20 protein-coding genes are annotated in these 26,199 nt (G+C 62.9%); 5 read left to right on the top strand and 15 right to left on the bottom strand.

The annotated features are described in order from the left end of the window. Positions 1 to 328: IS5 family transposase (locus BM397_RS09465; protein WP_143187059.1), on the top strand; the 328-nt coding region annotated here is incomplete at its 5' end. A gap of 502 nt (positions 329 to 830) precedes the next feature. Here the strand turns inward: BM397_RS09465 and BM397_RS09460 are convergent. Together BM397_RS09460 and BM397_RS09455 are read right to left on the bottom strand one after the other, a co-directional pair. Further along, the gene (locus BM397_RS09460) at positions 831 to 2,351 is read right to left on the bottom strand and encodes a M20 family peptidase (RefSeq protein WP_092423242.1); all 1,521 of its coding nucleotides are present in this window, start codon (positions 2,349 to 2,351) and stop codon (positions 831 to 833) included. 105 nt (positions 2,352 to 2,456) lie between these two features. Continuing rightward, on the bottom strand, positions 2,457 to 3,296 hold the full coding sequence (locus BM397_RS09455) for a hypothetical protein (protein WP_092423240.1): 840 nt from the start codon (positions 3,294 to 3,296) through the stop codon (positions 2,457 to 2,459). On the opposite strand from BM397_RS09455, the gene cls reads away from it, so the two are divergent. Further along, positions 3,272 to 4,942 (top strand): cardiolipin synthase, encoded by a 1,671-nt coding sequence (cls, locus tag BM397_RS09450; RefSeq protein WP_245696032.1) that lies wholly within the window; start codon positions 3,272 to 3,274, stop codon positions 4,940 to 4,942. The two genes, BM397_RS09455 and cls, sit on opposite strands and share 25 nt — an antisense overlap. Positions 4,943 to 4,992: 50 nt before the next feature. Here the strand turns inward: cls and BM397_RS09445 are convergent, their stop codons facing one another. From BM397_RS09445 to BM397_RS09390, 12 genes are all read right to left on the bottom strand, one after another. Continuing rightward, positions 4,993 to 6,048: an AI-2E family transporter gene (locus BM397_RS09445; RefSeq protein ID WP_092423236.1), complete on the bottom strand. Its 1,056-nt coding sequence runs from the start codon at positions 6,046 to 6,048 to the stop codon at positions 4,993 to 4,995. A gap of 80 nt (positions 6,049 to 6,128) precedes the next feature. After that, positions 6,129 to 6,479, bottom strand: coding sequence for a potassium channel family protein (locus BM397_RS09440; protein ID WP_092423234.1), 351 nt, complete (start codon positions 6,477 to 6,479; stop codon positions 6,129 to 6,131). Between the two features lie 82 nt (positions 6,480 to 6,561). Next, on the bottom strand, positions 6,562 to 7,905 hold the full coding sequence (locus BM397_RS09435) for a metal-dependent hydrolase family protein (RefSeq protein WP_176806574.1): 1,344 nt from the start codon (positions 7,903 to 7,905) through the stop codon (positions 6,562 to 6,564). Between the two features lie 44 nt (positions 7,906 to 7,949). Next, entirely contained in the window at positions 7,950 to 8,846 is an 897-nt protein-coding gene (locus tag BM397_RS09430; RefSeq protein ID WP_176806572.1) for an efflux RND transporter periplasmic adaptor subunit, read from the bottom strand. Positions 8,847 to 8,918: 72 nt separating this feature from the next. Next, complete coding sequence (locus tag BM397_RS09425; RefSeq protein ID WP_218124862.1) at positions 8,919 to 10,283, bottom strand: serine hydrolase domain-containing protein; 1,365 nt, start codon at positions 10,281 to 10,283, stop codon at positions 8,919 to 8,921. A 179-nt stretch (positions 10,284 to 10,462) separates the two neighbouring features. After that, positions 10,463 to 12,136 carry an amidohydrolase family protein gene (locus BM397_RS09420; protein ID WP_092423228.1) on the bottom strand — a complete coding sequence of 558 codons (1,674 nt, stop codon included), beginning with the start codon at positions 12,134 to 12,136 and terminating at the stop codon, positions 10,463 to 10,465. 184 nt (positions 12,137 to 12,320) lie between these two features. Next, a complete protein-coding gene (locus tag BM397_RS09415) occupies positions 12,321 to 13,622 on the bottom strand; it encodes a dipeptidase (protein WP_218124861.1) in 1,302 nt (433 codons plus the stop codon). 13 nt (positions 13,623 to 13,635) lie between these two features. After that, positions 13,636 to 14,997 carry a metal-dependent hydrolase family protein gene (locus BM397_RS09410; protein ID WP_092423226.1) on the bottom strand — a complete coding sequence of 454 codons (1,362 nt, stop codon included), beginning with the start codon at positions 14,995 to 14,997 and terminating at the stop codon, positions 13,636 to 13,638. Between the two features lie 114 nt (positions 14,998 to 15,111). After that, entirely contained in the window at positions 15,112 to 16,413 is a 1,302-nt protein-coding gene (locus tag BM397_RS09405; RefSeq protein ID WP_092423224.1) for a serine hydrolase domain-containing protein, read from the bottom strand. A gap of 543 nt (positions 16,414 to 16,956) precedes the next feature. Beyond that, positions 16,957 to 17,850, bottom strand: a complete 894-nt coding sequence (locus BM397_RS09400) for a helix-turn-helix transcriptional regulator (RefSeq protein ID WP_176806571.1) — start codon at positions 17,848 to 17,850, stop codon at positions 16,957 to 16,959. 452 nt (positions 17,851 to 18,302) lie between these two features. Further along, positions 18,303 to 19,283, bottom strand: a complete 981-nt coding sequence (locus BM397_RS09395) for a helix-turn-helix domain-containing protein (RefSeq protein ID WP_092423220.1) — start codon at positions 19,281 to 19,283, stop codon at positions 18,303 to 18,305. A gap of 56 nt (positions 19,284 to 19,339) precedes the next feature. Beyond that, entirely contained in the window at positions 19,340 to 20,680 is a 1,341-nt protein-coding gene (locus tag BM397_RS09390; RefSeq protein ID WP_092423218.1) for a metal-dependent hydrolase family protein, read from the bottom strand. Between the two features lie 541 nt (positions 20,681 to 21,221). Between BM397_RS09390 and BM397_RS09385 the strand changes: the two genes are divergently transcribed. Then, positions 21,222 to 21,641, top strand: a complete 420-nt coding sequence (locus tag BM397_RS09385; RefSeq protein WP_092423216.1) for a hypothetical protein — start codon at positions 21,222 to 21,224, stop codon at positions 21,639 to 21,641. Between the two features lie 383 nt (positions 21,642 to 22,024). After that, a complete protein-coding gene (locus BM397_RS09380; RefSeq protein WP_092423214.1) occupies positions 22,025 to 22,372 on the top strand; it encodes a hypothetical protein in 348 nt (115 codons plus the stop codon). A gap of 877 nt (positions 22,373 to 23,249) precedes the next feature. On the opposite strand, the gene BM397_RS09375 is transcribed toward BM397_RS09380, so the two are convergent. Next, positions 23,250 to 25,538: an adenosylcobalamin-dependent ribonucleoside-diphosphate reductase gene (locus BM397_RS09375; RefSeq protein WP_092423212.1), complete on the bottom strand. Its 2,289-nt coding sequence runs from the start codon at positions 25,536 to 25,538 to the stop codon at positions 23,250 to 23,252. Positions 25,539 to 25,760: 222 nt separating this feature from the next. Here BM397_RS09375 and BM397_RS09370 point away from each other — a divergent pair, with 222 nt between their 5' ends. Continuing rightward, the gene (locus BM397_RS09370) at positions 25,761 to 26,192 is read left to right on the top strand and encodes a DUF1489 family protein (protein WP_092423210.1); all 432 of its coding nucleotides are present in this window, start codon (positions 25,761 to 25,763) and stop codon (positions 26,190 to 26,192) included. The last annotated feature ends 7 nt before the right edge of the window (positions 26,193 to 26,199 follow it).

Genomic DNA, 26,199 nt, shown 5'->3' with positions numbered 1-26,199 from the left:
AGCAGGCCAGGTGAGCGACTACGTCGGCGCGCGGGCCCTTTGCGACAGTCTGCCGGATGTCGACTGGCTGCTTGGGGATCGCGGCTACGACGCCGACTGGTTTCGGGAAGCGTTGAAAGACAAAGGGATACGCGCCTGCATCCCCGGACGAAAACAGCGCAAGGCGCCGGTGAAGTATGACAAGCGCCGCTACAAACGCCGAAACCGGATCGAGATCATGTTCGGCAGGCTCAAGGACTGGCGTCGCGTTGCCACTCGCTATGATCGATGCCCGAAGGTCTTCCTGTCAGTCATCGCCCTCGCCGCTACTGTGATCTACTGGCTATGAGTCCTGAGCCTAAGCGACAATCTCCTCGCTTTGGAAATTCAGCGCGAGAAATTGCAACAGCTCGTGCGGATGACGCTCGCGGACCGCGGCCATACGTATTGGCCGGGATCAGGCGGTTCCCGTCCAGAGGTCGCGGACGAGATTGCACCGGCTCACTCGACGGGCTCGATGTCGGTCAACATCCTGCTTTGCTCGAAGAACGGGTCCTCGCCTCGGTCAGCCAGAGGTTTGCAAAGGCCACGATCCGGCCCGCGTGGCGCACAATGGCGTTCGGGGCCTGCGACAGGACGTCGGGGTCAACTGTCGCGCTGTTCAATCAGTCGCGCAGTGAAGGTGCCCTGTCGAAAGCGCCGGTGCAGTCGGCAGGGCCCACTTGAAGGGCGAGAGTTCCCATCTCGGACTTCAGACCGCGACTGTTGGTCTGAAACCCCGCGCTTCCGTCTCCCACGGGTGCCCAAGCGAGGGAGGTGGCGGACTATGCCGCCACCTCTTCTGAACCCCTCTACAGCCCGTCGAGATTGCTCATGATCTGATAGAAGAACGCGATTGTCTTGGCGTACTCATCCACCAGAAGGCGCTCGTTGACGCCATGGAAGCCTTCGAATTCCTTCATGTTCTCCAGCTGGATCGCGGTGAAGGTATAGACGTCCGGGGCGAACGACCGAGCTTGGAAATGCTTGGAGTCCGACCCGCCGATCACGAAGAACGGCGCGACGACCAGATCATTCCCCCAGATCTGGCGGATGGTCTTTTCCATCGCCTTGTAGCCCGGCCCCTCGGGGTCGGCGATCGCGGTCGCGGGGGTTGAGGCGGAGATGTCGCGCAGGGTGATGCGGTCATCCTGAATCGCGTCCTTGACGTGCTGGATGATCACATCGGGCGTGTCGCCGGGCATCGGGCGGAAGTTCACCACCGCCGTGGCCGAGGGCGGCAGCACGTTGTCCTTGATGCCCGCGTTGAACATGGTCACCGCGATGGTGGTGCGCATCATCGCCCGGGTGACCGGGTTTCCTGCCATGACCTCGATGAACTTCTTCTCGTCCTCCGTCATCTCGCCTTCCTTGCCGAAAGCGACCGCAGAGTAGAGCGGCTGAAGCTCCTCATCCAGCTCCGGCCCGAGGTAGCGGTACTGGGCCCGCAGCGCCGGGTGGATGCGGTAGGGGAACTGCGCGTCTTCGAGCTTGGTGATCGCTTCGGCGAGAATGCCGATGTTCGACTCTTCGGGCGGCTGCGAAGAGTGGCCCCCGACGGCGTTGATCGCCAGTTCGAGGCTGAGATAGCCCTTCTGCGCGATGCCGATCAGCGCGGTGTTGTCGGGAAGACCGGGGAAGATGCCGGGAATGAGCGGCGCGGATTCATCCATGACGAAGGCAAAGCGCTCGATCCCGCGGTCTTCCAGCACCTGGGCGATATGGGCAGCACCCTCCGGTCCGCCAACCTCTTCGTCCTGACCGAAGACGAAATAGAGCGTGCGCTCCGGCTGCCAGCCTTCGGCGAGCCGCATCTCGGCGGCCTCGAGGATGCCGTGGATCTGGTTCTTGTCGTCCATGGCACCGCGCCCCCAGAGGTAGCCATCGGCCACCGTGCCCGCGAAGGGTTCCTGCTCCCACTCGTCACGGGAATCCGGCGGCACCGGCACCACATCCTGATGCGCATAGAACAGCGCGGGCGGCAGATCAGGGTTCTTGCCCTCCCACGTGTAGAGCAAGCTGTAGGGGCGCGGATCGCCGAGGATTTCCCGCTTCAGCGTCTCGTGGACCAGCGGATAGGCCTGTTCGATAAAGGCGTGGTAATCATCGAAGGCCTGAGTGTCGAAATCCTCGCGATCCTGGTTCGAGATCGTGGGAAAGGTGATCGCCTTCGACAGGCGCTCGATGGCCCCGTCGAGATCGACGTCGATCGAAATCTGCTCGACATCCTGCATCTGCAGCGACGGAAAGTCGCCATCCTGCGCGATGGCCTGGGTCGATATCGCGGACAGGGCGAAGAGCGGGCCTGCAAAGGTCAAATATCTGAATTTCATTTCAATGTTCCTCACGGAAGTGACGCGGACACAAAACACATGGGACACAATCGTTGCGCTCGACGCCCCGCGGACTCGAGCCGATTGGAACTATAGACCTTCTCTTCAGAAATTCAGAACCTTGAAGCCGACCTGCACCGACCAGTCGGCGGGAGCATCGGCTCCGAAAAGCACCCCGGGCTTGATGAAGATCTGACTGTCACCACCAAACGCCCGCCCGGTCAGCATGCCGGCCGTCACCTGCAAGCTGCCGAAGGTTCGATCCGCTTCCCAATCGTGGATCACCGCCGGATCGAAGGTCAGATAGTATTTTGGGTTGGGGAGCTTCGGCACGTAATAGAAATCGACCGTGGTGGTATTCAGCTCTGCACCCGCATCGTTCCCACCCTCCAGGCCAAAGGTCTGAACCCAGGCGGGCGCGAAGATCGCCCCGCTGTCGAGGAACCAGGCGTAGAAGAGTGACGTCTCCATGGCATATTGCCCGTAGCCGGTATCCTCCCGCGAGGCGGTGTCGAGAAAGAATTCAGCCGTGAAAGCCGCGCCGGTCTTCTCGGTCAGGTGGAACACGTCGATATAGGTCACGCTGAAGTCGCCGAAGTCGTAGGCGGAGTCGAGCGGGCTGTTCGTATAGGGAAGCGTGAAGCGGAACGCCTTCGAGCCATCGCCGAAAGGCTGGGTGTAGAAGGCTTCCCACAGACCGGCGTCCAGGTCATCGGTGATCTGGCTGAACTGGTACTGGATGCCGGCCTGCGTTGTGAGCAGCGTCGGGTTGGTGCCGTTGTTAATCTCTTCAAACTCGCGCTGAACCTGATCGAGATAGCCACCGTCTTGCGCATGTGCTTGCGGCGCAGTGCAGACAAGCGCGGCGGTCAGAGCAATTGCCGTCATGCTGATCGTGCAGGCCTTTGCACGAATGCCCGGTGGCTGAATGTCTTCTGGGGTCATTTGGTGATCTCCTCGCAGACGTTCCGGTGAGCACGTCGCGTCCCTGCGCGCCTCGCCTGCAAGCAGCCTACACCGCGGATTTCGCGACAAAGGCGGATTTCGATATGCAGATCTTGCCAAGTTTCGGCAGGCCTCCTTTTCAGTCACGAGCCAAGAACCACGTGGCGTCATCGAAGGCCCTGCCGCTACACTTCGGGGCCAAAGCCGTAGCCGAGGGGCCACCGATGATCTGGATCCTGCTTCACTATGCGATCGTGTTGGCCTGCGTGATGCGCATCCTGCTGCGCCCCCATCGGGACCCGGCTGCTCGCGCGGCATGGGTGCTGACAACGCTGCCGGTCCCTGTCGTCGGTGTTCTCGCCTATCTGCTCTTCGGTGAGACGAGCATCGGCAGACGCCGCATCGAACGGCTCCGGCGGATCGAGGAGCTGCTCCCGGATGCCGCGCGCTTTCCCGCAGAGGAGGCTGGCGCTGGCGCGTCGCCGCGGGTTGATGCCCTGTTCCGCGTAGGCGCCTCGATCAGCGGCTTCGAGCCCTGCCCGGGGAACAGTGCCGAGCTCATGGCCGACAGTGATGCGGCGGTGGACGCGATCGTCGCCGACATTGATGCCGCGACCGACCACGTGCATCTCATGTTCTACATCTGGGTCGCGGACACCAACGGGCGCAAGGTCGCGGAGGCGCTCATGCGCGCCGCGCAACGAGGGGTGGCGTGCCGGGCGATGGCCGACGACATCGGATCGCGCCGCCTGATCCGGTCGGCGCTGTGGACCGAGATGAAGAGCGCTGGCGTGCATCTGGCCTCGGCCTATCGCGTCGGCAACCCGCTGCTGCGGATTTTCGATGGCCGGATCGATCTGAGGAACCACCGCAAGATCGTCGTCATAGACGGCCGGGTGACCTACTGCGGCAGCCAGAACTGCGCCGATCCGGCCTTTGTGCAGAAGGCGAAATATGCCCCCTGGGTCGATATCATGCTGCGCATCGAGGGCCCCGTCGTACAGCAGGCCCAGCGGGTCTTTGCCGCCGACTGGATGGAGGCCGTCGACGAGGACTTGTCAGGCGCTGTCGCCACCGAGACGGCGCCCATTCCGAACGGCTGGCCCGCGCAGGTGGTCGCGACCGGGCCGAGCGTTCGGGCCTCGGCGATGCCGGAAATGTTCACCAGCCTGATCTTTGCCGCCCGCGAAGAACTGGTGGTCACGACGCCCTACTACGTCCCCACCGAAGGGATACAGTCCGCGCTTTGCGCCGCGGCCTATCGGGGCGTGAAGGTGACGGTGGTCTTCCCGGCCCGCAACGACTCCCTCTTCGTCGGCGCAACCAGCCGCAGCTACTATGCGGGCCTGCTCGCATCGGGCGTCGAGATCCGGGAGTATCTGCCGGGACTGCTGCACAGCAAGACGCTCGTGGTAGACAGCAAGATCGCCCTGATCGGCTCGGCCAACATGGATCGGCGCAGCTTTGATCTGAACTACGAGAACAACATCCTTCTGGTGCACAGGCAGACCTGCAGGGATATCCGCCAGAGACAGGACACCTACATGGCAGAGACCCGCGTGGTCACGCCCGAAGAAGTGGCCTCCTGGTCCCTGCCGCGGCGCCTCTGGCAGAACGCGGTGGCGATGATCGGACCGATCCTCTGAAGGCAACGGGCCCGATGTCGGGGCGACCAACATAGGGGAACGTCGAAACCCTATTCGAGATGGTCGATCTGACCATCCTTCGAGAGCAGCACGGCCAGCCAGCGCAGGCTGGGCACCTCGGAGGCGACCACCATGACGATGACGGTGAGGGGCACGGCCAGAAACGCTCCGAGCCCGCCCCAGAGCAGGGACCAGAACACCAGCGACACGGTGATCATGAAGATGCTCATGTTCAGCGACTTGCCCTGCATCATGGGCGTTATCACGTTGCTGATCACCTGATCGGCGCCGCCATAGATGACGATCACCGCCACCAGCGGCCACAGGCTGTCGAACTGCGCCAGCGCCACGAACGAGGGCAGCAGGATGCCGATGAACGCCCCGATGTTCGGGATGAACCCCACGAAGAAGATCATGATCGCGAGAAACGACGCGAAATCGAGACCGATCAGACGGAAGACCACGTAGGCGACGGCCCCGCTCATGGCGCTGGTCACCGCGTTGACCCACATGAAGTTCTTGATGCCGATCGCCGCCCGCCGGACGATGACGGCAAAGTCCGCGCCATGCGGGTCGGGCGAGGACAGCATCGCGACCTTCTTCTGCCAGTCGGACCGCTCAAGGACGAGAAACACGAAGTAGATCGTAAGCAGCGAGACCTGCGCGATGCTGCCGACGAGACCTCCTGCGAGAAACACCACGAGATCGCCGACCTGCAAGCCATCAAGCGCCTGATGAAGGGCCTCGACGAGCCTCGGCCCCAAGAGGCTTTCGAGCTTGACCGCGATGCCACCCAGCCGCTCCTGATATCTCGGCAAGGCCTCCACGATCTCGCCTGCGGCGGTCGAGGAAATGGCGGCGAACACCCAGATGACCGAGATGAAGATGGCGAGGGCAAGCGCATGGGACTGCCATCCGGAAAATCGGTGCCCGAGAATGGAGACCCGGGAGAGCCTGTCAGTGAAGGCCGTCGCGAGAATGAAGATCAGGAAGGCGACGGCAAGCAGCTTGAAGAGGTCCTGACCCAGCCAGAGCAGCAGGATGACAAACGGCAGACCTACGATGATCTTGAACCAGTCAGGGGCAATAACCTGTGCCGACTTCATATCACTGCTCCTGCACGCCTTACCGCCGGTCAGTGACGGGCACCGTCCGTGCTAATGTTCACCCCGAATTGAGACCGGGGTCAGTCCTGCAAACTGTCACCCTCTTCGTCCTTGCCCTTCTGCAGAAGCGCACGCGCCAGTTGGGAGAAGAGCGTCACGAAGACGCCGACACCCACGAAGATATAGATGACCGTGAAAACCTTACCCAAATCCGTGGCCGGTGCGATGTCGCCAAGGCCGACGGTCGAGATCGTCGTCGCACTGAAATAGAACGCATCGACCCAGCTCCATCCCTCCACGCTTCGGTAAAACACCGTCCCAGAGATCAGAATGACGAGAGACAGGACGAAGGCGGCGCGGAATTCCGGCAATTCCCACGACCGGAAGATCGCCTTCACGAGCCGCAGAATGGTCAGCCAGAGGCTCAGCATTGCAATTTCCTCCACCCGCTTGCGGACACTGCCCTTTCAGCGACCGGCCCACCTGGCGCGCGCCCAAACAGGAGAGACGCTCTCACTCCATGTCATCCTTGTAGATCTTACCGGCTTTCATGATCAAATCCAGAGATCCCTCATAGTCCCGGAGGATCGAGATATCCTCGAGCGGATTGCCGTCGATGAGCAGCAGATCGGCGTGGGCCCCGGCCTCGATCACACCAATCTTCCCGGGATACGGGTTTCTGTCGCCCGAAAGCTGCAACAACTCTCCAGAAAGCGAGGTGGCCTGAGCCAAGACCTCGGCTGGCGTGAACCACTTTGTGCGCTCGACGAATTCGCGGTTCTGGTCGGCGCAGGCTTCGGGGTTCACCACCACATCGGTGCCAAAGGCAATCTTGAGATCGTATTTCTTGGCAAGCTCGAACATCGTGTCGAGCCCTTCGGAAACCATTCGGCCCTTTTCGAGACGGACCGGGCCGAGGTCCGGTGAGAAGGTGAGATAGACCACCACCTGCGGGCTCAGCCAGACGTCGTTTTCGGCCATCATCTGCGCGATTTCCTCATTGATGAGATTGCCGTGCTCGATGGCCTTCACACCATTTTCGATCGCCTGCTTGACCCCGTCCACGGTGTAGACATGCGCCGTGACATAGGTTCCGAAACCTTCGGCCACTTCGACCGCCGCGCGGATCTCGTCGGCGGTGAACTGGCGGCCGTCGATCGGGTCGAACTCGGTCCCGACACCGCCCGCGAGATGCATCTTGATCTGGCTGGCCCCGCGCTTGAGCTGTTCGCGGACGGCCGTCAGAACCTCGGCCCGGCCATTCACGATGCGGCTATAGCCCAGCCGTTCAAGGTTGTTTTCGGGTCCGCCGAATTCACGCGGATCCATGAAACGCGGATTGGCATCACCATGCCCCCCGAACTGCGAGATTGCGCGCAGCGACGGCCACACTCGGGGCCCAGCAATCTCATCCCGATCGGCGGCCAGCTTGGCGCCCCAGGATGCGCCCCCGACGTCGCGCAAGCTGGTGTAGCCGCGCATCAACGCTTCTTCGGCAGCCTGCGCCGCCTTGATCCCGATGTAATCGAGATTCGGCGCGTTGGACCCCGCCATATCGGCCACCGGCACGTTGCACAGGCTGAGATGGTAATGCACGTCGATGAAGCCGGGCGTCATCACCCGGCCCCCCGCGTCGATGACCACCGCGCCCTCCGGAGCAGACAGACCCGCCCCCACAGCCGCGATCATGCCATCCTGCACCAGCACATCCTGCCCCTCGACCAGCTCGGGACCGACCCCGTCGAAGATCTGCGCGCCGGCGATGAGGATGGGGGGCTCGGCACCGACCTGGGCAAGACCGGGCCCCGCGAAGGCAAGCAAGGCGAAAGCCGCCGCGAACCGGAAATCCTTGAACATGGAAGTCTCTCCCTGTGTTGACTGAAGTGGCCGCCCCCGGCGCGTCATGGCTTGACCCTCGACTGGATGGCCACCTTGAGCCCCGGGCGCAGAAGCAACTCCGGGTTGGGAAATTCCACCCAGACGGTCATCTTCTGACTCTCCGCCTCGAACTTGTACCCGCCGGAGACGAGCCTGCCTTCGTGGGGGTACACCTCTCCTCCGGGCAGGATCAGCGACAAGGCGATGCCGTCGATCAGCTCCTGATCCGAGCCGAACATCTTCTGCCGTGCGGCATAGACATCGTAGGGCACCTCGCCCACGACCTGGATCGGGTCCAGCTGGGTGATGATGGCCATGGTGATGTCGCCGTCACCGACGTCCTGCCAGCCGTTCTCACGGACCATCGGCGCGCTCATCATGCCAGCGAAGGGGGCCTTCTGGGTCATCTGCATGACCCCGAGCCCGGCCAGTCCGACATTGGCTTCGGCCGCGGCAAGGTTCGCGGCGGCGATATCTCGCAACGCTATGGTCTTCTCCAGCTCGACCTCCGAGACGACATCCCGGTCCTTGAGGAGCTCGGCCCGCTTCACCTCCGCGATGGCCTCCTGCAATTGCGCCTGCGCCGCATCTTGCTGCGCCTTTGCCAGGTCGAGGCGGTATTGCGCGGGGGGCATGGCGAACTCAAAGAGGACGTCGCCTTCATCAACGATCTGCCCCGGCACGAAGGCGATGTGCCGAAGCCACCCGCTGACGATCGGCGTGATGTCGGCCTCGCGCGCGGGAACGACGGTGCCTTCGAATTGGACCACCTCATAGGCCCTGTCCTGGGCCGCTGCCGGTGTCTGCGACAGCCCCAGCAGCAAGCCGAAAAGCGCGGCGGTGCAGGTCGAGCCAATGCGCCACGTCCCCCTCAGGAACCGGTCCGGTATCGATTTTGGCGTCTCTCTTGTGAAGGTCACGACATATCTCTCCGTTTTCGCAGGTCCGGCCGCACCGGCCGCATTCAGCTCCCCATTCCCATCGCGCCAGTGCTACTCTCCGCTCAGATACTTCGCGGCCTGCCGCAGGAAGCCCTGGGCCCGGTCTTCGCCGTAGGGCGGGATGTAGCCGTTGGTCGAGAAGTAGACGCCCACGAAATCCCGGGCCGGATCGACGTAGAGCCCCTGCCCCACATTGCCGTGCTTGTAGAGCGCGCCGTCCTCGAAGACCGCATCCCATTGCATGGAATTTGCCTTCGGTTCTTCGCCGAATTCGTCGGTCAGCCCTGCGAACTTCGACCCGCGCCGGAAGGCTTCCGGGTTGCCCGCGTTCTGCATCCGCTCGAGCGCTGCGTCGGAGACGATGTCCTCATGGGCGGTGGCGGCCCAGCTGGGGGTGAAGATCAGGCCGAAGCGGGCGAAGTCCTCCAGCGTGGTGGAGATCAGCCCATGGGTCACGGCGGTGCCATCCGGCATCAGGTGGAACATGATGTCCTCGCGCGCGCCGACCTTGCCCCAGACCCTTTCCTGGAACAGGTCGGCCCAGGTCTTGTCGTCGAGGTTCTCGGCCAGCAGCACGCTGACCTGCGTCACCGCCGAGGAGTAGCGGAAGACCTCGCCGGGTTCTTCGCCCTCGATCTTCTCGGCGGTCTTCAGGATGTCGAGCCAGTTCTCCATTTCCCCCGTCAGCGGGTTGGGCGAGCCGAACTCGGCCGAGAAGAAGCGCACGATGATGGAGGCAGGGTCGATGATGGCATCGAGGGTTTCCTCAAGCGCCAGCCCTGTCTCCATGTTGGCGGCATCGAGGACGGAGATGCCGTCCCAGTTCGAGCCCGCCAGTTCCGGGACGTAGTCGACCACGTCCTTCGACATGTCGAGTTTCCCCTCCTCCTCGAGCAGCGCGAGGATCAGCCCGACCGTCGCCTTGCCCGGCGACATCCAGGCGTGGCGGTCCATCTGGTTCATGCCCGGGTACTGCTCGTAGACGACCTTGCCCTTGTGGATCATCATCATGCCCTGCAGCCGGTGGTTCGGATGCACGATATACTCCGACAGCGGCATCTCACCCTCGGAGGTCGTCCAGCGCACCCTCTCGCCGATACTGTCGTCGATGGCGCGCTCCAGCGGGATGTACTCGGGATGCGGCGAGGAATAGGCCGTGGGGAGCATCTCGCTGAGGTTCTGATTGTAGTAGAGGGCGTGATCCCCACCCATCTGGTAGTGGAAGTTCTCGAAGGCCGCCCGGGCATCCCGCGAGAATTGCAGGGACCAGGGCTCCTTTGCGGCTTCGACCGGCAGCGTCGTCATGGCCCCCGGCACGTCGAGGTATTTCTGCAGCGGGTTGTCCTGCGCAAGCGCGGGCAGCGCGAGCGTTCCGAGGACAAGTACGGAGGTAAGGGGCAACTTGATCATCTGCATAAGTCGGTTTCCTTGGCCGGTGCATCCGAAGGATGCTTCTGAGAGACTGCACTGACCGGGGTACCGTGCTGGCAGTCCGGGGAGCACCTGCGTGCGATCGCCATATCGAGGCGCGCTCCCCCATTGCGATAGATGAGGAGGCACCGGTCAACCGGAACCGCCCGCTTTCGGTCAGTTTGTCAGTCGCAGCAATTGATGATGCGGTGATCATACTGCGGCTGGGTGCCGGGCACGCCGCCTCCGAAATCCTGCGGCACTTCGTAGAAGGTCTGCGTCCAGGTGCTGACCTCCAGCGGCTCCAGCTTGCTCTCCTGCGGCTCGAACCGGATCGGCTGGCCCGGGTTGACGTCCTTCAGCACCTCGGAGTCGTCCACCACCACCGTGCCGTTCACGATGACATAGGGGATCCCGGTCGAGGGCAGCGTGCCCTGCTCGTAGGTCGCGTTGTCGGTGACGGTCTCGGGATTGAAGACCGTGATGTCGGCGATCATGCCTTCCTGCATCCGGCCGCGTTCCTGCATCGCCTTGAGCCCCATTTCGCTGAACGGGCGGGCCGAGTTCCAGCTGGTCTGGGCCACCGATTGCATCAGCGAAATGCCGTTCTCGCGACCCAGCCGCAGGGCCTTTGCAAAGCTGCCGGCGCCGCGCGGGTGGCTGTTGGGCAGGTCCTCGTAGGGCGTGTCCCAGGGAATATCGCCGAGGATCGGCACGGTGTCCGAGGCGATCGCCACACCCGGCATCTTCAGCCAATCGACGATGGCTTCCGGGGGCATCTTGTAGACAAGGACAAGACGTGCGGGCTCCTTCGCGACCATCTCGGCCCGGCTTTCCGCGGTGTACCACTCGCCGGTCAGAACATCCTGGATCGTGTCCTCGTAGCGGTAGCCAAGCTGGTCGACCCAGACCTCCGGCTCCAGGAAAACCGCGTTCAGCGCCGTCGAGCCCGCGGCATAGGGGTAGAGCTCGCCCCAGACGTTCATCCCCTGCCCGCGCATCCGGGTCAGGAGCTCATGAACAAGGTTGTAGCCGGGGTTGTTGAAGTGGCAGGCGATGGCGGGTGCGCCAAGGGCCGCGGCATTCGCGAGCATCTCCTGGATACCGTTCGATTCCGTCGTGTCGGTGCCCGGCGTGTAGCGGAAGTGGAAGGCGGAGGGACGGCCATAGTTCCCGGCGGTCTTCTGCAGCTCGAACACCTCGCGCGCGCTTGCACCGTCGCGCATGTAGCCCAGCGTCGAGCCCATCGCGATCGCACCGGCCGCCAGACCTTCGTCGATGACGCGCAGGATTTCGTTGCCCTGATCGATGTCCGGACGGGTCAGGGCCCAGCCGGTCTTCTCCGACCCGCGGTGGTTCAGTGCCTCGGGGCAGTCGAGGGTGGTGATCCCATCAAGGACGTAGGCGCGGGCCATCTCATGCGAGGAGGAACAGCCATAGTTGATCTGGGTGGTCCCCTCCCGCATGGCGTACCAGTCGCCCACCAGCGTGCCGAGCGTGCCCATCTCGAGGTCCATCACCGTGGTGCGGCCATCGCGCAGCGCCAGCTTGTGGCCCATGGGTCGGACCCAGTGGAAATGGGTGTCGATAAAGCCCGGGGCGACCACGTGACCGGTGGCGTCGATCTGGCGGGTGCCTTCCAGCGCGTCGGCGGTGACGGCGGTGATCCGACCGTCCTTCACGCCCACGTTCGCGACCTCGTCGAACCCGGTTTCGGGGTCCATGACCCGGCCGTTCAGTATTACCAGATCGAAGGGGGCCGAGGCCTGGGCCATGGCCTTGCCGGCCAGGCTGGCGACGGCGACGGTGGCGGTTGCGCCGACATTGAAGTCGCGGCGGGAAATCGGGGTATCGGTCATTGGCTTGGTCTCCGGAGATTTGAGTGCTCGCCTATGTCTTGATCGTCAGATTGGTCTCGGCGCCGGGACGACGGTGAAAACGGAGCCTGCGCGGGCGCAGGGGGCCGGTTTCACCGCCGCGTTTACAAGGAAGGTCGTCCGCGCCGTCATCGCGCCGCGGGCAGGCCTCGACTTTTGGGGCGCGTTACCGCCAGACCTCCCCGATCACGCGGTACATGTTGCCGCCCAAGAACTTGCTGCAATCCTCGTCCGAGTAGCCGTGTTCGAGCATCTTATCGACCAGGGCTGCCGCGATCTGATACGGGGCCGGCGTCGGCACGCCCTTGGCCCCCATTTCCGCGCTGTACCCCCCGTCAGGGAAGACCGCCGCGCCCATGGGCGTCTGGATCAGCGACGCGGTGAAATTGATATTGGGGATGTAGTCGGAGCCGAAGCCAACATAATCGATGCCCACCAGTTCGGCCATGTAGTCGATGTGACGGAAGACGGCGTCGGCGGTGAGAATGTCCGGGTTGGACTTGTCGAGAAAGGCCCCGACCAGGTTCAGGCTGCAGACGCCGCCACTCTCCGCGACGGCCTTGATCACCGCGTCGGAGATGCTGCGCTGATAGTCCGCGATGGCCAGGGCACCGGAATGGGACGAAATCACCGGCTGGCTGCTGCGCTCGATGGCGTCGAGCGAGGTTTGTTCGCCGGTGTGGCTGACATCCACCAGCATCCCGTGGCGGTTGTAGGCATCGATCAGTTGCTTGCCATAGGCGGTCAGGCCGCCGTTGGCAGTCTCGAAGCAGCCGTCCCCGACGGAATTGCGCTGGTTGTAGGCCAGCAGGCAGTAGCCGTAGCCCAGTTGCCGCCACAGCCCGACCATATCCACATCGTTCTCGAACAATGCGGTCCCCTGGTGGGTGAAGTAGATGCCGAGCTTGTCCTCCTGGATCGCGGCATCGATGTCGCTGGCATTGCGGACGATCTTGTAGAGGTCAGGCCGCTCGCTGATCTTGTTGAGGTAGAAGATCAACGCGCCTGCGACACCGCGGATCGACGCGTCCAGTGAATCCGCCGAAGGACAGATCGCCAGCACCTTGAAGCCAGCCGCCTTGCACCGTGCCATTTCATCCGCAAATTCCGGCGCTTCGGGGCCGGACCACTGGTCAGGCCAGATAGCAGAGAAAAGCGTGTCCATGGTTTTTGAGCTCTGCACGATCGCTTCCGCCTCAGAGGAGGCGGGATAGACATGAGAGCGCTGCGGAATGTCCGAGTAGTCCTTGATCTCGAACTCCGGCATGCTGACCGACGCGTTCGTGGCGGGAATGTCCGCCGCCGAGGCCTTGCTGGGCCCGAGCGCCATGGCCGCCGCCGCGGCCCCGCCCATGGCGGTGAACGCCTCGATGAACTCGCGCCGGGTTGTGCCCGCCGGTGCCGCAAAGTCCACGACGTCCTGGAGTGCGGCGGCTTCGGTTGTCGTCTTGGGAGCGTTGCGTTTCATTGGTCAGTCCTCCTCAATTCTCGAGCGTATTCTTGTAGATGACGCCGTCCTTCATGATCACCACGAAGTTGGTCTCGGGATCGGCGATCAGGTTGATGTCTTCGAGCGGATTGCCGTCCACCAGCAGCATGTCGGCCAGAGCGCCCTCTTCGATCACGCCGTTCTTGCCGGGATAGGGATCGCGGGGGCCGACCTTCTTGAAGAGTTCGTAGTTCCGGCTGGTGGCCATGCGAAGCACTTCCCAGGGCTCGAACCAGCGGGCCAGTTTCGCCAGCTGTGCACCCTGACGGTCCTGCAGCTCGGGCCAGTTCTGAGTGTCGGTGCCGAAGCCGACGTTCAGCTCATACTCCTTGGCCAGCTCGTAGGCCGTCGGAACACCCGAGACCAACTGGAAGAACTTCTGCTGCTCGAAGGAGCCGTCCGGGAAGGGGATCGAGTCCTCATCGTCGAGGATCGGCTGCATGCAGATCCAGGCGTCTGCCTCCTTGACCATCTGCGCGGTTTCCTCATCCATCATTAGCCCGTGCTCGATGCTCAGGACGCCGGCGCGCAGGGCGTGCTGCATCGCCTTGGCCGAGTAGGCATGCACGGAGACGTAGGTGTTCCAGTTCTCGGCCACCTCGACGATGGCGTGCAGCTCTTCCTGCGTGAACTGCGCCACGTCGAGCGGGTCCGCTGGCGACGCCACGCCCCCGCCCGCCATGGCCTTGAGCTGTGTCGCGCCCTTCATCAGGTTCTCGCGCGCCCGCTGCATGACCTGCGCCTTGCCGTCGGCGATGATCAGCATGCCGCGCTGCTCCTGCGCGGTCAGGTCACGCGCGTAGTCCCGCGGCACGTCCAGCATCGACCGGAAATCGGCGTGTCCGGAGGTCTGCGAGATGTAGGAGCCCGACGGATAGATGCGCGGCCCCAGATAGGTGCCCTCGTCGATCAGCTTCTTCAGGCCGAAGACCGGCCCGCCCATGTCGCGCAGGGTGGTGAAGCCGCGCATCAGCACTTTTTCAGCGCCGACCGCGGCCTCGAGCGCGATGTAGTCGAGATCCTGGGTCAGGAAGAGCGCATTGGTCGTGTTGGCCTGCATCGTGTGCCAGTGGCAATCCGTCAGGCCCGGCATCAGTGTGTCGCCGCCTGCGTCGATCACGGTGGCCCCCTCCGGTGCGGCGATCTCTGCCGCGATGGTGCTGATCGTATTGCCCTCGATCAGCACGCTCATCGGGCCGGAGAGGTCAGGCGAGGTGCCGTTAAAGATCTGGGCGTTGGTGATCAGGATGGGCGCGGAGCCCTCCTGCGCTGTCACCGCGCTGCTGGCAACGGCAAGGGCGAGGGCAGTGGCGGCTGCGCCCTTGAGGTAGCGGCGTTGGGTTCTGGCCTTCATGATCTTGATCTCCCTGTTTGCTTTGTGCGCCCCCCCGTGGGGCGGGGGCTGCGCCGGGTGGGCCTGCCTCCGCGGAGACGCAGGACAGGCCGGGGTCCGGCGCAGCCTCTCGGGTCAGTCGAAATGCAGCGCGATGGCCCGGGCCATCGCCTCGTTCCATTCAGAGCCGTCGCCGGTGGTGAACCAGACCGCGACCAAGTCTTTGGACGGCGAGACATAGAGCCCCTGCCCACCGACACCGCCCTTGAAGAGGTCGCCATCGGGCAGGATCGCGTCCCACATGTAGGCGTTGGACAGCTGGCCCTCGGCATCCGCGAATTTCGGCGACATGACGTGGCCCACGTAGCCATCGGAATAGGCGTCTGGATTGCCCGAGGTCTGGATGCGTTCGAGCACAGCATCGCTGATCACCTTGGAGCCGGTGACCGTCTCAGCGCTCGGCGTGAACATCGCGCCGAAACGGGCGAAGTCGCGCAGGGTGACGCTCGTCATCCCGAAGGCCAATGCGTAGCCGTTGGGCGACATGATGAAGTCGCCGTCGTGGTCGGCGCCGATCTTGCTCCAGACCCGGTCGGTGAAGATCTCGGCGAAGGGCCGGTCCTCGACCTCCTCGGCGACGCGCGCCAGCAGCCAGGTGTTGATCGAGTTGTACTCGAAGACCTCGCCGCCGGGCATGTTGCGCTCCATCGCGCGCAGCACGGCGAAGGTGTCGCTCTCGCCCTGGTTCGGGAAGATGCCGAGCGTCGCCGCCCAGCGATACCAGATCTGCTGCGGATTGGTCCGGCTGTCGGGGTTCGGCTCGTCATGCTCGGTGCCGTTGAGACCTGTCTGCATATCGGCGACCTCGCGCAGGGTGACCGTGTCCCAGACCGAGCCCTTCAGCTGATCGACATACTCGGTCACCGGCTTCGACAGGTCGACCTTGCCCTCTTCCTCGAGCAGCGCAAGGATGGTGGAACTAAAGACCTTGCTCGCTGAGAAGGTGATGTGGGACATGTCCGGCCCCATGGTCTTGTAGCGCTCGTAGACGATCTTGCCGTCCTTCATCACCAGCATCGCGTCCAGCGGCATCGCCTCGAAATGCTCGGCAACGGTGCGAACCGCGCCGTCCTTGCCCGAAAAGGAGATGTCGCCGATCGCGTCGTCTGGGGCGGCCTCCAGCACCGTCGGCATGCCGGAACGCGTGAAGCGCGCGGTTGGGAAAATTTGCGACACGTGCTGCCAGATGTAGTGCGTTTCCGGGCTCGCGAACTGAAAGCTCACCGCGTTGGCGGGATCGGCGAAGTATTCCTGGATTTCCTTGACGCGCCCGAGCGGCGTGTCGGCGGTCGAGGTACCTTCCTGCGCCGGTGCGACCTGCGGCAGCGCCAGAGCGATCGCAGTGGGAATGGCGATCTTCAAGGACGTGTAGCGCATGAGACGTGCTCCATTGTTTGGCTGTTTTCGGCGGGATCGCCGCAAGCGGCGGGAGGTGCTACATGTCGAACTGTCCCAACCTCGCGATCGCGCGGGCGCAAAAATGCGCGGAGTGGTCGTCGCTGTTTAAGTGTCTTACGCTGCAGCATTCATTCACCTTCCGTCGGTTTCGGAGATCCTGAATTCCCGCCACGCCTAATCAACCGCGCGATCGCCGCGCTGTGCTCGACAAAGCTCTGAGGTCTCTGAGCGGGTGCGTTCCCGACATCCCGTTCCAAATCTTTCAACAATCACCACGAGCATTGTCATTGCCTTGATGTTGGCGCTGGAGCTGGAGTTGGACCTCTTATGGTCCGGTAATTCTGGAGTTTTGGCAGTGTCTTATAATCTTACTCGGACGATCTGGCTCTGCGTTTCGAGCGCCGGGGCGTCCTCATGCCTGCTGTTCTATCAGGTCGGCGCTTCAATACGGCACCGAGTTCGTATGCAGATATTCTCAAATTGCGCTTCCGGCGGATGATCCCGGCCCGTAAGCACCAACAACTATAGTCCTTTTGGCCGATTTCGGGGAGAGACATCCCTGAGGGTCGCTGATGGAGACTCTCCGAATAGTCGCCGATACTCGACGGAAAAGCGCCCCATTTCTGTAAAGCCAACTGAGAGGGCCGCATTGCGTACTGCGCCGCGTGCCGCCTCGGTGGCGACGAGGTATCGCCTTGCGTCCGTCAGGCGCCTCTTCTGGAAGTAGGCAAGCGGGGCCTCGCCGCACACCGAGTGAAACGCACGGTAGAGCGAGGATTGGCTGACCCCGGCGGCTGCGCAGATATCCGCCAGAGAAATCGGACCGGCTTCTGCCTCGAAAAAGCGCTCTTCGGCCTTTCGCACGATCCTCTCCGGCGCTTCGCGGCGAGCTTGTCGTGTGTTTTCAGGCGTTGCGAAGAGATAGGCGTCGAGCAGGAGACCGAAGAACGCGTCGCTCAGGTCGGTGTCCCGCGCGCCGCTCGCCAGCGGCGGACCAGCGCCTGCCGCCGCGCGCATCAGCACGGAGAAGTCCCTGCGGTAGTCTGTTGCAACAGCATCGGTCAGCTTGAGCGCAGATGGGTCGAGATGCACATCTTCAGGCCCAACCCCTCTGAGGGCTGCAAGCGCAGCGACAAGGTGGTCACGGCGCACAACGATGCCGCCCGTCCGGCGCGCTCCGCCTGCTGCATGGAACCCATCCTGTTTGCCCTGCGCGTAGAGCACCGACCGTTCAGCCGCGGTCCCATTGATCCGGTATTCTTCCGAGCCGTCCCACCACATGAAGCCGAAGCACTCCGGCTTGACGATGACAACGCCGACCGATGCCGTGTGATGGTTCACCCCAAGGACCGACACCTTGTCCGAGGCGAAGATCGCAAGGTGCGACGGTCCCGGTCCGGGCTTGAGATGGGTCACGGACGCCTCCGCGACAGGGAGCAGAGGTTCTGCCATGCCGCGATAATCGACGACCCTCTCGGCGAACACCGTGGCAACGCGACCCGATGGCCGGTTCCCCATGGCGTTGTTCGTGGCGTCCTCCTCCACCGCAGTCCCTCCCATTTCTCTGGATGATGACCCCGGACGGCTCCCCTCACCTGTTCCAGCGCCCTGCCCGCACATTTGCGGGTCACGCGATCTCGGCCCCGAGCATGCAATCTCCCGCCGGAACCTGTCGACCGGCTGTGACGCGTCCATGGTCCAACAGGCCGGAACACCCCTGCCGAGCGATACATTGGCCTAACGGTCGAAAAGACCCTGAGGCCATGACCGCGCTACGATCGGCCGACGTGAGGAAGGCTACATGCTAAAGCGACGGTCTCTGAAATTTTCCATATGCGAATTCTTCCAAAATAACGCCGCTATCCGCCCTATCTCCCATACATGGACAAGGTCGCAGAGGGGGACTTTCCGAAAAGACTGCGGTATTCGAGCGAAAAACGCCCCATCTCGGTCAGCCCGGCGGAAAGCGCAGCGTTCTTTACCGCGCCGCGATATCGCTCCGATGTCATCAGCACTCTTCGGGCTTCATTCAGGCGCCTCTTGTGAAAATAGGCCAGCGGCGCGTCATCGCAGACCGAGTGAAAGGCGCGGTAGAGCACGGATTGGCTGACCCCCGCCGCGGCGCAGAGGTCGGCAAGCGAGACCGGGCCTCCGTCGGCCTCGAAATAGCGCTCCTCTGCTCGTCGCACGATCTGCTCTGCAGGGCGCCTGGTCGAGCGGAGATTCTGCTCGGGAGTCGCGCCAAGATAGGCCTCCAGCAGTACTCCGAACAGCCCGTCCCCCAGATTGCCCGTCCGCGCGCCGTCTTCGAGGGCGGCCCCCATGAACGCCTTGATATCGCGCCGGTAGCGCTGAGCCGCAGCATCGCTGAGTCTCAGGGCCGAGCGACCGAGATGTACGTCCTCCGGGCCAACCCCTCTCAGAGCGGCAAGCGCGCTGATCAGATCGTCGCGACGCACCGTCAGGCCAGCGGTCCGGCGCTTGCCGCCCACGGCGTGAAAGCCGTCCTGCTCGCCCTGGGTATGGAGCAGAGAGCGCTCGGTGTGGACGCCGTTGATCCGACACTCCTCCGGCCCGTCCCACCACATGAAGCCGAAGCACTCAGGCTTGATGATCACCGTTCCCACCGAGGGCGCGTTGAAGTGAACTGCGAGGATGTTGACCTTGTCGGAAGCGAAGATGCCGACATTCGAAGGCGGCGGCCCCGGTGCAAGTTGCGTGGCGGAGACCTCGAGAACGGGGAGCAAGGGCTCGGCCGTTCCGCTGTAGTCTTCCACCTTTTCCGAATGCACCGCCGAATAGGTGCCTTCCGGTCGCCCGTCCTCCCGGTGTTCTGCGGAATCCTTCATGCGCGTTGCCTCCTCCCCTGCCTGAAATTCCTGCACGGACAGCGCCCGCGGCGCGATCAGTCGCCGAGCGTGTTCTTGAAGACCTTGCCATCCTTCATGATCAGGTCGAAATTCGCGTCCGGATCCGCCACGAGATCGATATTCTCGAGCGGGTTGCCATCGACAAGGATCAGGTCGGCATAGGCGCCTGGCTCCAGAACACCCAGCGGACCCTGCTGGTAGGGGTGGCGCGGGCCGGCCAGCTCAAGCAGTTCGGCATTGGTCGAGGTCGCCATCTTCAGGACCTCGTAAGGCGTGTACCAGCGGCTCATCTTAGCGAGGAACGCGCCCTGCTTCTCCGCCAGGTCCGCGTCGAAGAGCATATCGGTGCCGAAGGCCACCTTGACGCCGATCTCCTTCGCCATCTGGATCGAGTTCGAGGTGCCGTCGGTCACCTCGATGAATTTCTGCGTGCTGACCGGGTCGTTAAAGCTGAAGGCATCCTCGTCGTTCAGGATCGGCTGCACCGAGAGCCAGACGTCGTTGTCCTTCATCATCTGGATAGTCTCGCGACTCAGCAGATTGCCGTGCTCGATGGACTTCACACCGGCCTCGATGGCCATCTGCGCCGCCTCGTCGGTGAAGATGTGCGAGGCGACATAGGTGTTGTAGCTCTCGGCGACCTCAACGAAGGCCCTGAGTTCGGCCATGGTGTACTGGCTCACGTCCAGCGGGTCGTAGACCGAGGACACCCCGCCACCGCCCGAAATCTTCAGCTGGCTCGCGCCCATACGCATCACTTCGCGCGAGCGCAGAGTGACATCATCCACGCCATCGGCGATCAGCATCAGGCCGACGCGGTTCCAATACCAAAGGGAGTCGCCCGGGTTCGATGGCACGTCCTGATAGGCGCCATAGTCAAAGTGCCCGCCGGTCTGGCTCATCGGCGGCCCCGAGGGCAGGATGCGCGGGCCCGAAATCTCGCCAGCATCGATCATCTTCTTGGTGGCGAACGGGTTGCCGCCGACGTCGCGCACCGTGGTGAAGCCGCGCATCAGGGTGCGCTCCGAGCCCATGGCGCCGCGGATCGCAATCTCGAGGATGTCGCCGGTGACCACGGTGCTCTGCGAGGCGCAGCAATAGGAGGTGTGCCAGTGAACATCGATCAGACCGGGGATCATGGTGCGCCCGCCGCCGTCGATCACCGTGCCCCCTGCAACGGCGAGGTCTTCAGTCGAGATCTCCGAAATGAGATTGCCGGTCACCACGACATTGGCGTTCTCGATCAGCGCCTCGTTGACCCCATCGAAGACGTTGACGTTGGTGATGAGGATCGGAGACTGATCCTGAGCCAGGCCGGGCGACGAAGCAAAGGCAGCCAGCAGCGCCACCAAGGAAATGCGAATAGGCGACTTCATTTAAGCGCGTTCCTCCAGAAACATTCAATTCGCACATAGCAATAATTTCAGATTTCGATCTTGATGCAGGTCAACCTATCCAGGCAACCGAAAGTACAGACGCCGGTGCCCGGCGTTTTCCGAAATTGGCTGTATCCGGATGCCGATCCATCGGCGAAGCCGCCTTGCTGCAGGTAGCGCACGAGTGGTTGATGCGGAGAATTCTGCATGGCAGCGAACGGCTGAAAGGTCCCGCAGATCGGACCGACACGGTTTCCCAAACCCCAAGAATTTTCGCGTTCTCTACCACTTTTTTCTTCGTCTCCGGAGAAGTGACCAATCTTCTTTTCGAAGCCTACGAACAGTGACCCAGCGCTGGCTCAACGCGCCAACATGAACCAAGCAAGGAGCACTCACCTGATTGACTGGCCGCTCCCTGATCTGTTCTCCCGCGCACTCGGGCGAGCGCGGGTGGCCAGATCAAGAAGCAACCTAAGGAATGCCTTGGCGGACCGGCAAGCTTGATGCCGCACGAACGCGGCGCGCCAAGGAGAAGACTTTCATGAGGACTACACTTCGGACTGCGGCCCATTCCGGCGACCCGCAACTCACTGCGGCACAACTCCACCTCGCAGAGCATGGTGACGCTCTCATTTCCGCGGCAGAACTTGTTGGAGGAGCGGAGCGCGGACGGCGTGTGCTTCGCCTGATCGGCGACCTCCGTAAGGCCAGGCGCCTGACAAACGGAGCCAAGGTCGAGCTCGTGGCCCTTCACCGTCTCCTCTCTCTCGATCCCCTGGGAGCGGCCGAAGACGACGATCTCGATTTTGACTTCTCCCTCATGCTCGATCCCGACGGCGTTGAAGTCGAGGAAATCTGCCTGCAAACCGACGCCCTGTTCGACTTGCTCCAGGCACTGGCCTCTATGGAAGAAGACCGAGGCATCATGGCCGAAGTACTGGCCAGGCAGGACGCCGCCTGAGTTCCCCATACCGCTGGCCTTCAAGGCCAGCGGCTTGAAATCCCCAGCCTGTAACAAGCGTCAAGACGAAGACGATTTGCAGCTCCAGATACCGACCGACGCATCCGGAGCAACGTGCAACGTTATCCAACCCGGTAGTTCGAGAATTGAGCCGGCGACAACGCCGCAGGGCAGACCCTCGCCGAAAAAAATCGATTGAGCCGGAAGTTTTTCGTTCGTCTTCGCACTGCAAGACCAATGTTCACTTCACCAGCACCAACCGACGACGAAACTGCAAATACAGGGGGCCGAAACCACGCTCAAACACCTCCAGATGCTTCACTCATGACGCCGCAGAAAAGGCATTAACCAGCTGAGTTTTCGCATGAAACGGAGGTTCCATCATGTTCAACACCCTCACTCCCAACACAGGACAAGCCGCCCACGACAGGATCGCGGACACGGAAAGGCACCTTCGCCGTCATGGCCGCAGCTTGTGCGACCTTCTCGACGCTCTCGATATGCCGACCGCGTTCGACGCGTTCTGCGATCTTCATGGCGCCTTCGGGACCCAGCAACCGAATGCGCGGATGATCGAGGATGCGCTTGCCGAGATCGAACAGGGCCTGGCGCGTCAGACGGCGTCGGCTATCGACACCATTGCCCGCAAACGGAAGTTCGATACGGCGGCGATCCGTTGGCATGGAGCGAGGATCAGCGAGCTTCTCGAGAGGTTCCGTTCCGTCCATTGATAGAGAGCCGAGCAGCCGAATGCGGAACGCCCGAGAGGCAATTGGGCGTCCGCCTCGACCTCGCATTGCCCAGAGAATAGGGCCGCGACGTTGCTGTCTGGCGCGGCCCTATGGGATGCGCCGTCTCCGGAGGCATGTGTTGATCGCAATCTCATCCACTGCGCCTGCGCGGTTCCGGCAGTGAACGCCACCTTGTAGGGCAAGAGCATGCGTCCGCTCTGGCCTGGGACACACGCAGTCCTTCCTGATCTCGGCTAAGGGGTCGAGCGTGGTAGCGAGGATATCCGCACGTCACTCCTCAGTTGTGAGACATTCGCACCAGGCAAGCTCAAAGCTTCTGCTTACATCGCGAATGCAATCGGGAACTCAACCGCTACCCGGAAGAGCGTCATAAATTCGGAACTTGAAAGGGGCGACCAGCGGTCGCCCCTTTTTTCCGTGTTTTTGGCGCCCTGGGCCTGGGGAGCTGGCACCGGTAAGGGGAGCGTAGATGGCAGGCCGAGTTTTTCCAGAGACCGAGCAAGCCTTTGATGGGTTGCCCAACCCTACACGCAGTATCGAACCACCAACCGCACGACCTTCCGAACTCTTCAAGTGAGCGCCGCGCCGGGGACCTCTTGTGCCTACGCCACTATGGCTCGACACCATGGCTTTCACCGAAATAAGGAATCCGGATATCCATTTTGAATGTCGCTACCGGAGCGCCATATTCCCTGAAGAGGTTTCGAACCTCCAACCGCTTTAGTTCAACCCCAAATTTTCGGAAATCGGGCGTTTCCGCCCGATGCACTTATTATGATTGCACAATGGCCATTTCAGCCCCGCCGGTGGCCAATAATTGGTAGTAGGAACAAATACTGACAACTGGCTACTCACTTCACCCGCATTTCGAGTGACCGCAACTCGAGCAGGTCATGCAGCCCTCGACCATCATCATCGAGAACTGGCCGCAGGAGGGGCAGGCCTTGCCGCGGGGGGCGTCGAGGCCGACGACCTTGGCGGTCGGGTCCGCCTTCAGCCCCTTGCCTTCGCCCTCCAGGAATCCGGTCGCCACCAGATGCTTCTCGATCACGCCGCCGATCGCAGCCAGGATCGAGGGGATGTATTTGCCTTGCACCCAGGCGCCGCCGCGCGGATCGAAGACCGCCTTCAGTTCCTCCACCACGAAGGAGACGTCCCCGCCACGGCGGAAGACAGCCGAGATCATCCGCGTCAGCGCCACCGTCCAGGCGTAATGCTCCATGTTCTTGGAGTTGATGAACACCTCGAACGGACGGCGGTGCCCGCCGACGATGATGTCGTTGATCGTCAGGTAGATGGCGTGCTCGCTGTCCGGCCATTTGAGCTTGTAGGTGTGCCCTTCAAGCGACTGCGGCCGGTCGAGGGGCTCGGACATGTAGACCACCTCGGCGCCGCCATCGGCGGTTTCGGTGACCACTGCCGGGCTCTCGGCCGGGGTCTTCTCCTCCTTCTCCGAGACCGACAGGACCGAGCCCGTCACGTCGTTCGGACGGTAGGTGGTGCAGCCCTTGCAGCCGGTCTCGTAGGCTTCCATGTAGACGTCCTTGAAGCCTTCGAAGGAGATGTCCTCGGGGCAGTTGATCGTCTTGGAAATCGAGCTGTCGATCCACTTCTGCGCCGCCGCCTGCATGCGCACGTGCTCGAGCGGGGCGAGGGTCTGGGCGTTGACGAAATAATCGGGCAGCTCGGCATCGCCGAACTTGTCACGCCACATCTGCACAGCGTAATCGACCACCTCTTCCTCGGTCCGGGTGCCGTCCTTCTGCAGAACCTTGCGGGTGTAGGCATAGGCAAACACCGGCTCGATGCCCGACGACACGTTGCCCGCGTAGAGCGAGATGGTGCCGGTGGGCGCGATCGAGGTCAGCAGCGCGTTGCGGATGCCATGGGTGCGGATCGCCTCGCGCACGTCGTCGTCCATCTGCATCATGTTGCCCGAGGCGAGAAACTTCTCGGCGTCGAACAGCGGGAAGGCGCCCTTCTCCTTGGCCAGTTCGACCGAGGCGAGGTAGGAGGCGCGGGCGATGCGCTTGAGCCAGGTCTCGGTCTGCGCCGCCGCTTCTTCCGAGCCGTAGCGCAGGCCCATCATCAGCAGCGCATCGGCAAGACCGGTGACGCCGAGGCCGATGCGACGCTTGTTCTGCGCTTCCTCGGCCTGCTGCGGCAGCGGGAAGTTCGATGCATCCACCACGTTGTCCATCATGCGGATCGCCAGCGCGACCAGCTCGTCGAGCTTGGCCTCGGGGATATCCGCGCCCTTCTCGAAGGGCGTGTCCACCAGACGTGCAAGGTTGATCGAGCCCAGCAGGCAGGCGCCATAGGGCGGCAACGGCTGCTCACCGCAGGGGTTGGTCGCGGCGATCTGTTCGATGTAGCTGAGGTTGTTGGCCTTGTTGATGCGGTCGATGAAGATCACGCCCGGCTCGGCATAATCGTAGGTGGCCTTCATGATCTTGTTCCACAGGTCGCGCGCCTTGACCGTGTGGTAGACCTTGCCATCGAACTGCAGATCCCAGGAACCGTCCGCCTTCACCGCTTCCATGAAGGGGTCGGTGACCAGCACGCTGAGGTTGAACATGCGCAGCCGCGCGCTGTCCGCCTTGGCCGAGATGAACTGCTCCACGTCCGGGTGGTCGCAGCGCATGGTGGCCATCATCGCGCCACGGCGCGAGCCCGCCGACATGATGGTGCGGCACATGGCATCCCAGACGTCCATGAACGACAGCGGCCCCGAGGCGTCGGCGGCGACGCCCGCCACATGCGCGCCCTTGGGCCGGATGGTCGAGAAGTCATAGCCGATCCCCCCACCCTGCTGCATGGTCAGCGCGGCTTCCTTGAGCATGTCGAAGATGCCGGACATGCTGTCGGGGATGGTGCCCATGACGAAGCAGTTGAACAGGGTGACCGAGCGCGCGGTCCCGGCGCCGGCGGTGATCCGGCCGGCGGGCAGGTACTGGAAATCCTCGAGCGCGCCGTAGAATTTCTCTTCCCAGACCGCGGGCTTCTTCTCCACCGAGGCGAGCGCACGCGCGATGCGGCGCCAGCTGTCCTCGACACTCTGGTCGATCGGGGTGCCGTCCGCCTCCTTGAACCGGTATTTCATGTCCCAGATCTGTTCGGCGATGGGGGCGGCAAAGCGAGTCATGGCAGCAGACTTCCTTGTTGGCTCGTCAATTCGAGGGCGCGGCGGCAGTGTCGCGCGGTAGGTGGCAGGGCGGTGTCCCTACTCGCGACCGCTGCCCGATGCAAGAACGCGCGGTACGTAAGAGTACACGTTTTTGAGGCACAGGCCTACCACTGCTTGAAGCTCCTGACGCATAGCCTACAATATATATCTCTGCCTGTTGAGGACTCTGTGGAAGAATCCGTGGATAAATACACCCATCTGATCAAGCTCAGCGTCGGCACCGAGAGCGTCAAGACGCTGGCCGCCTGGCAAACAGGCCGCGCCGCGCAGACTGCTGACGGGCTGCCCTGCCACGTCACCCGGATGTGGCCGAAACGCGAGGCCGAGCTGCTCAACGGCGGATCGATCTACTGGGTTTTCAAGGGCATGATCCAGTGCCGCCAGCGGGTCCTCCGGCTCGACGAGGTCACCGGTCACGACGGCACGCGGCATTGCGCGCTGGTGCTCGACCCGGAGATCCACCGCGTCGCCGTCTCGCCGCGCCGTCCCTTTCAGGGCTGGCGCTACCTCTCGCCCGCGGATGCGCCCCCGGATCTTTCGGCCGCCCGCGAAGATGACGACGAGTTGCCGCCCGAGCTCGCAGGAGCGCTGGCCGAGATCGGGATTCTCTGACGCCGCA

The organism is Alloyangia pacifica (assembly GCF_900116195.1).
Lineage (GTDB): Bacteria > Pseudomonadota > Alphaproteobacteria > Rhodobacterales > Rhodobacteraceae > Salipiger > Salipiger pacificus.
The sequence above is the reverse complement of the archived record's forward strand: the minus strand, read 5'-3'. Positions and strand labels throughout refer to the sequence as shown.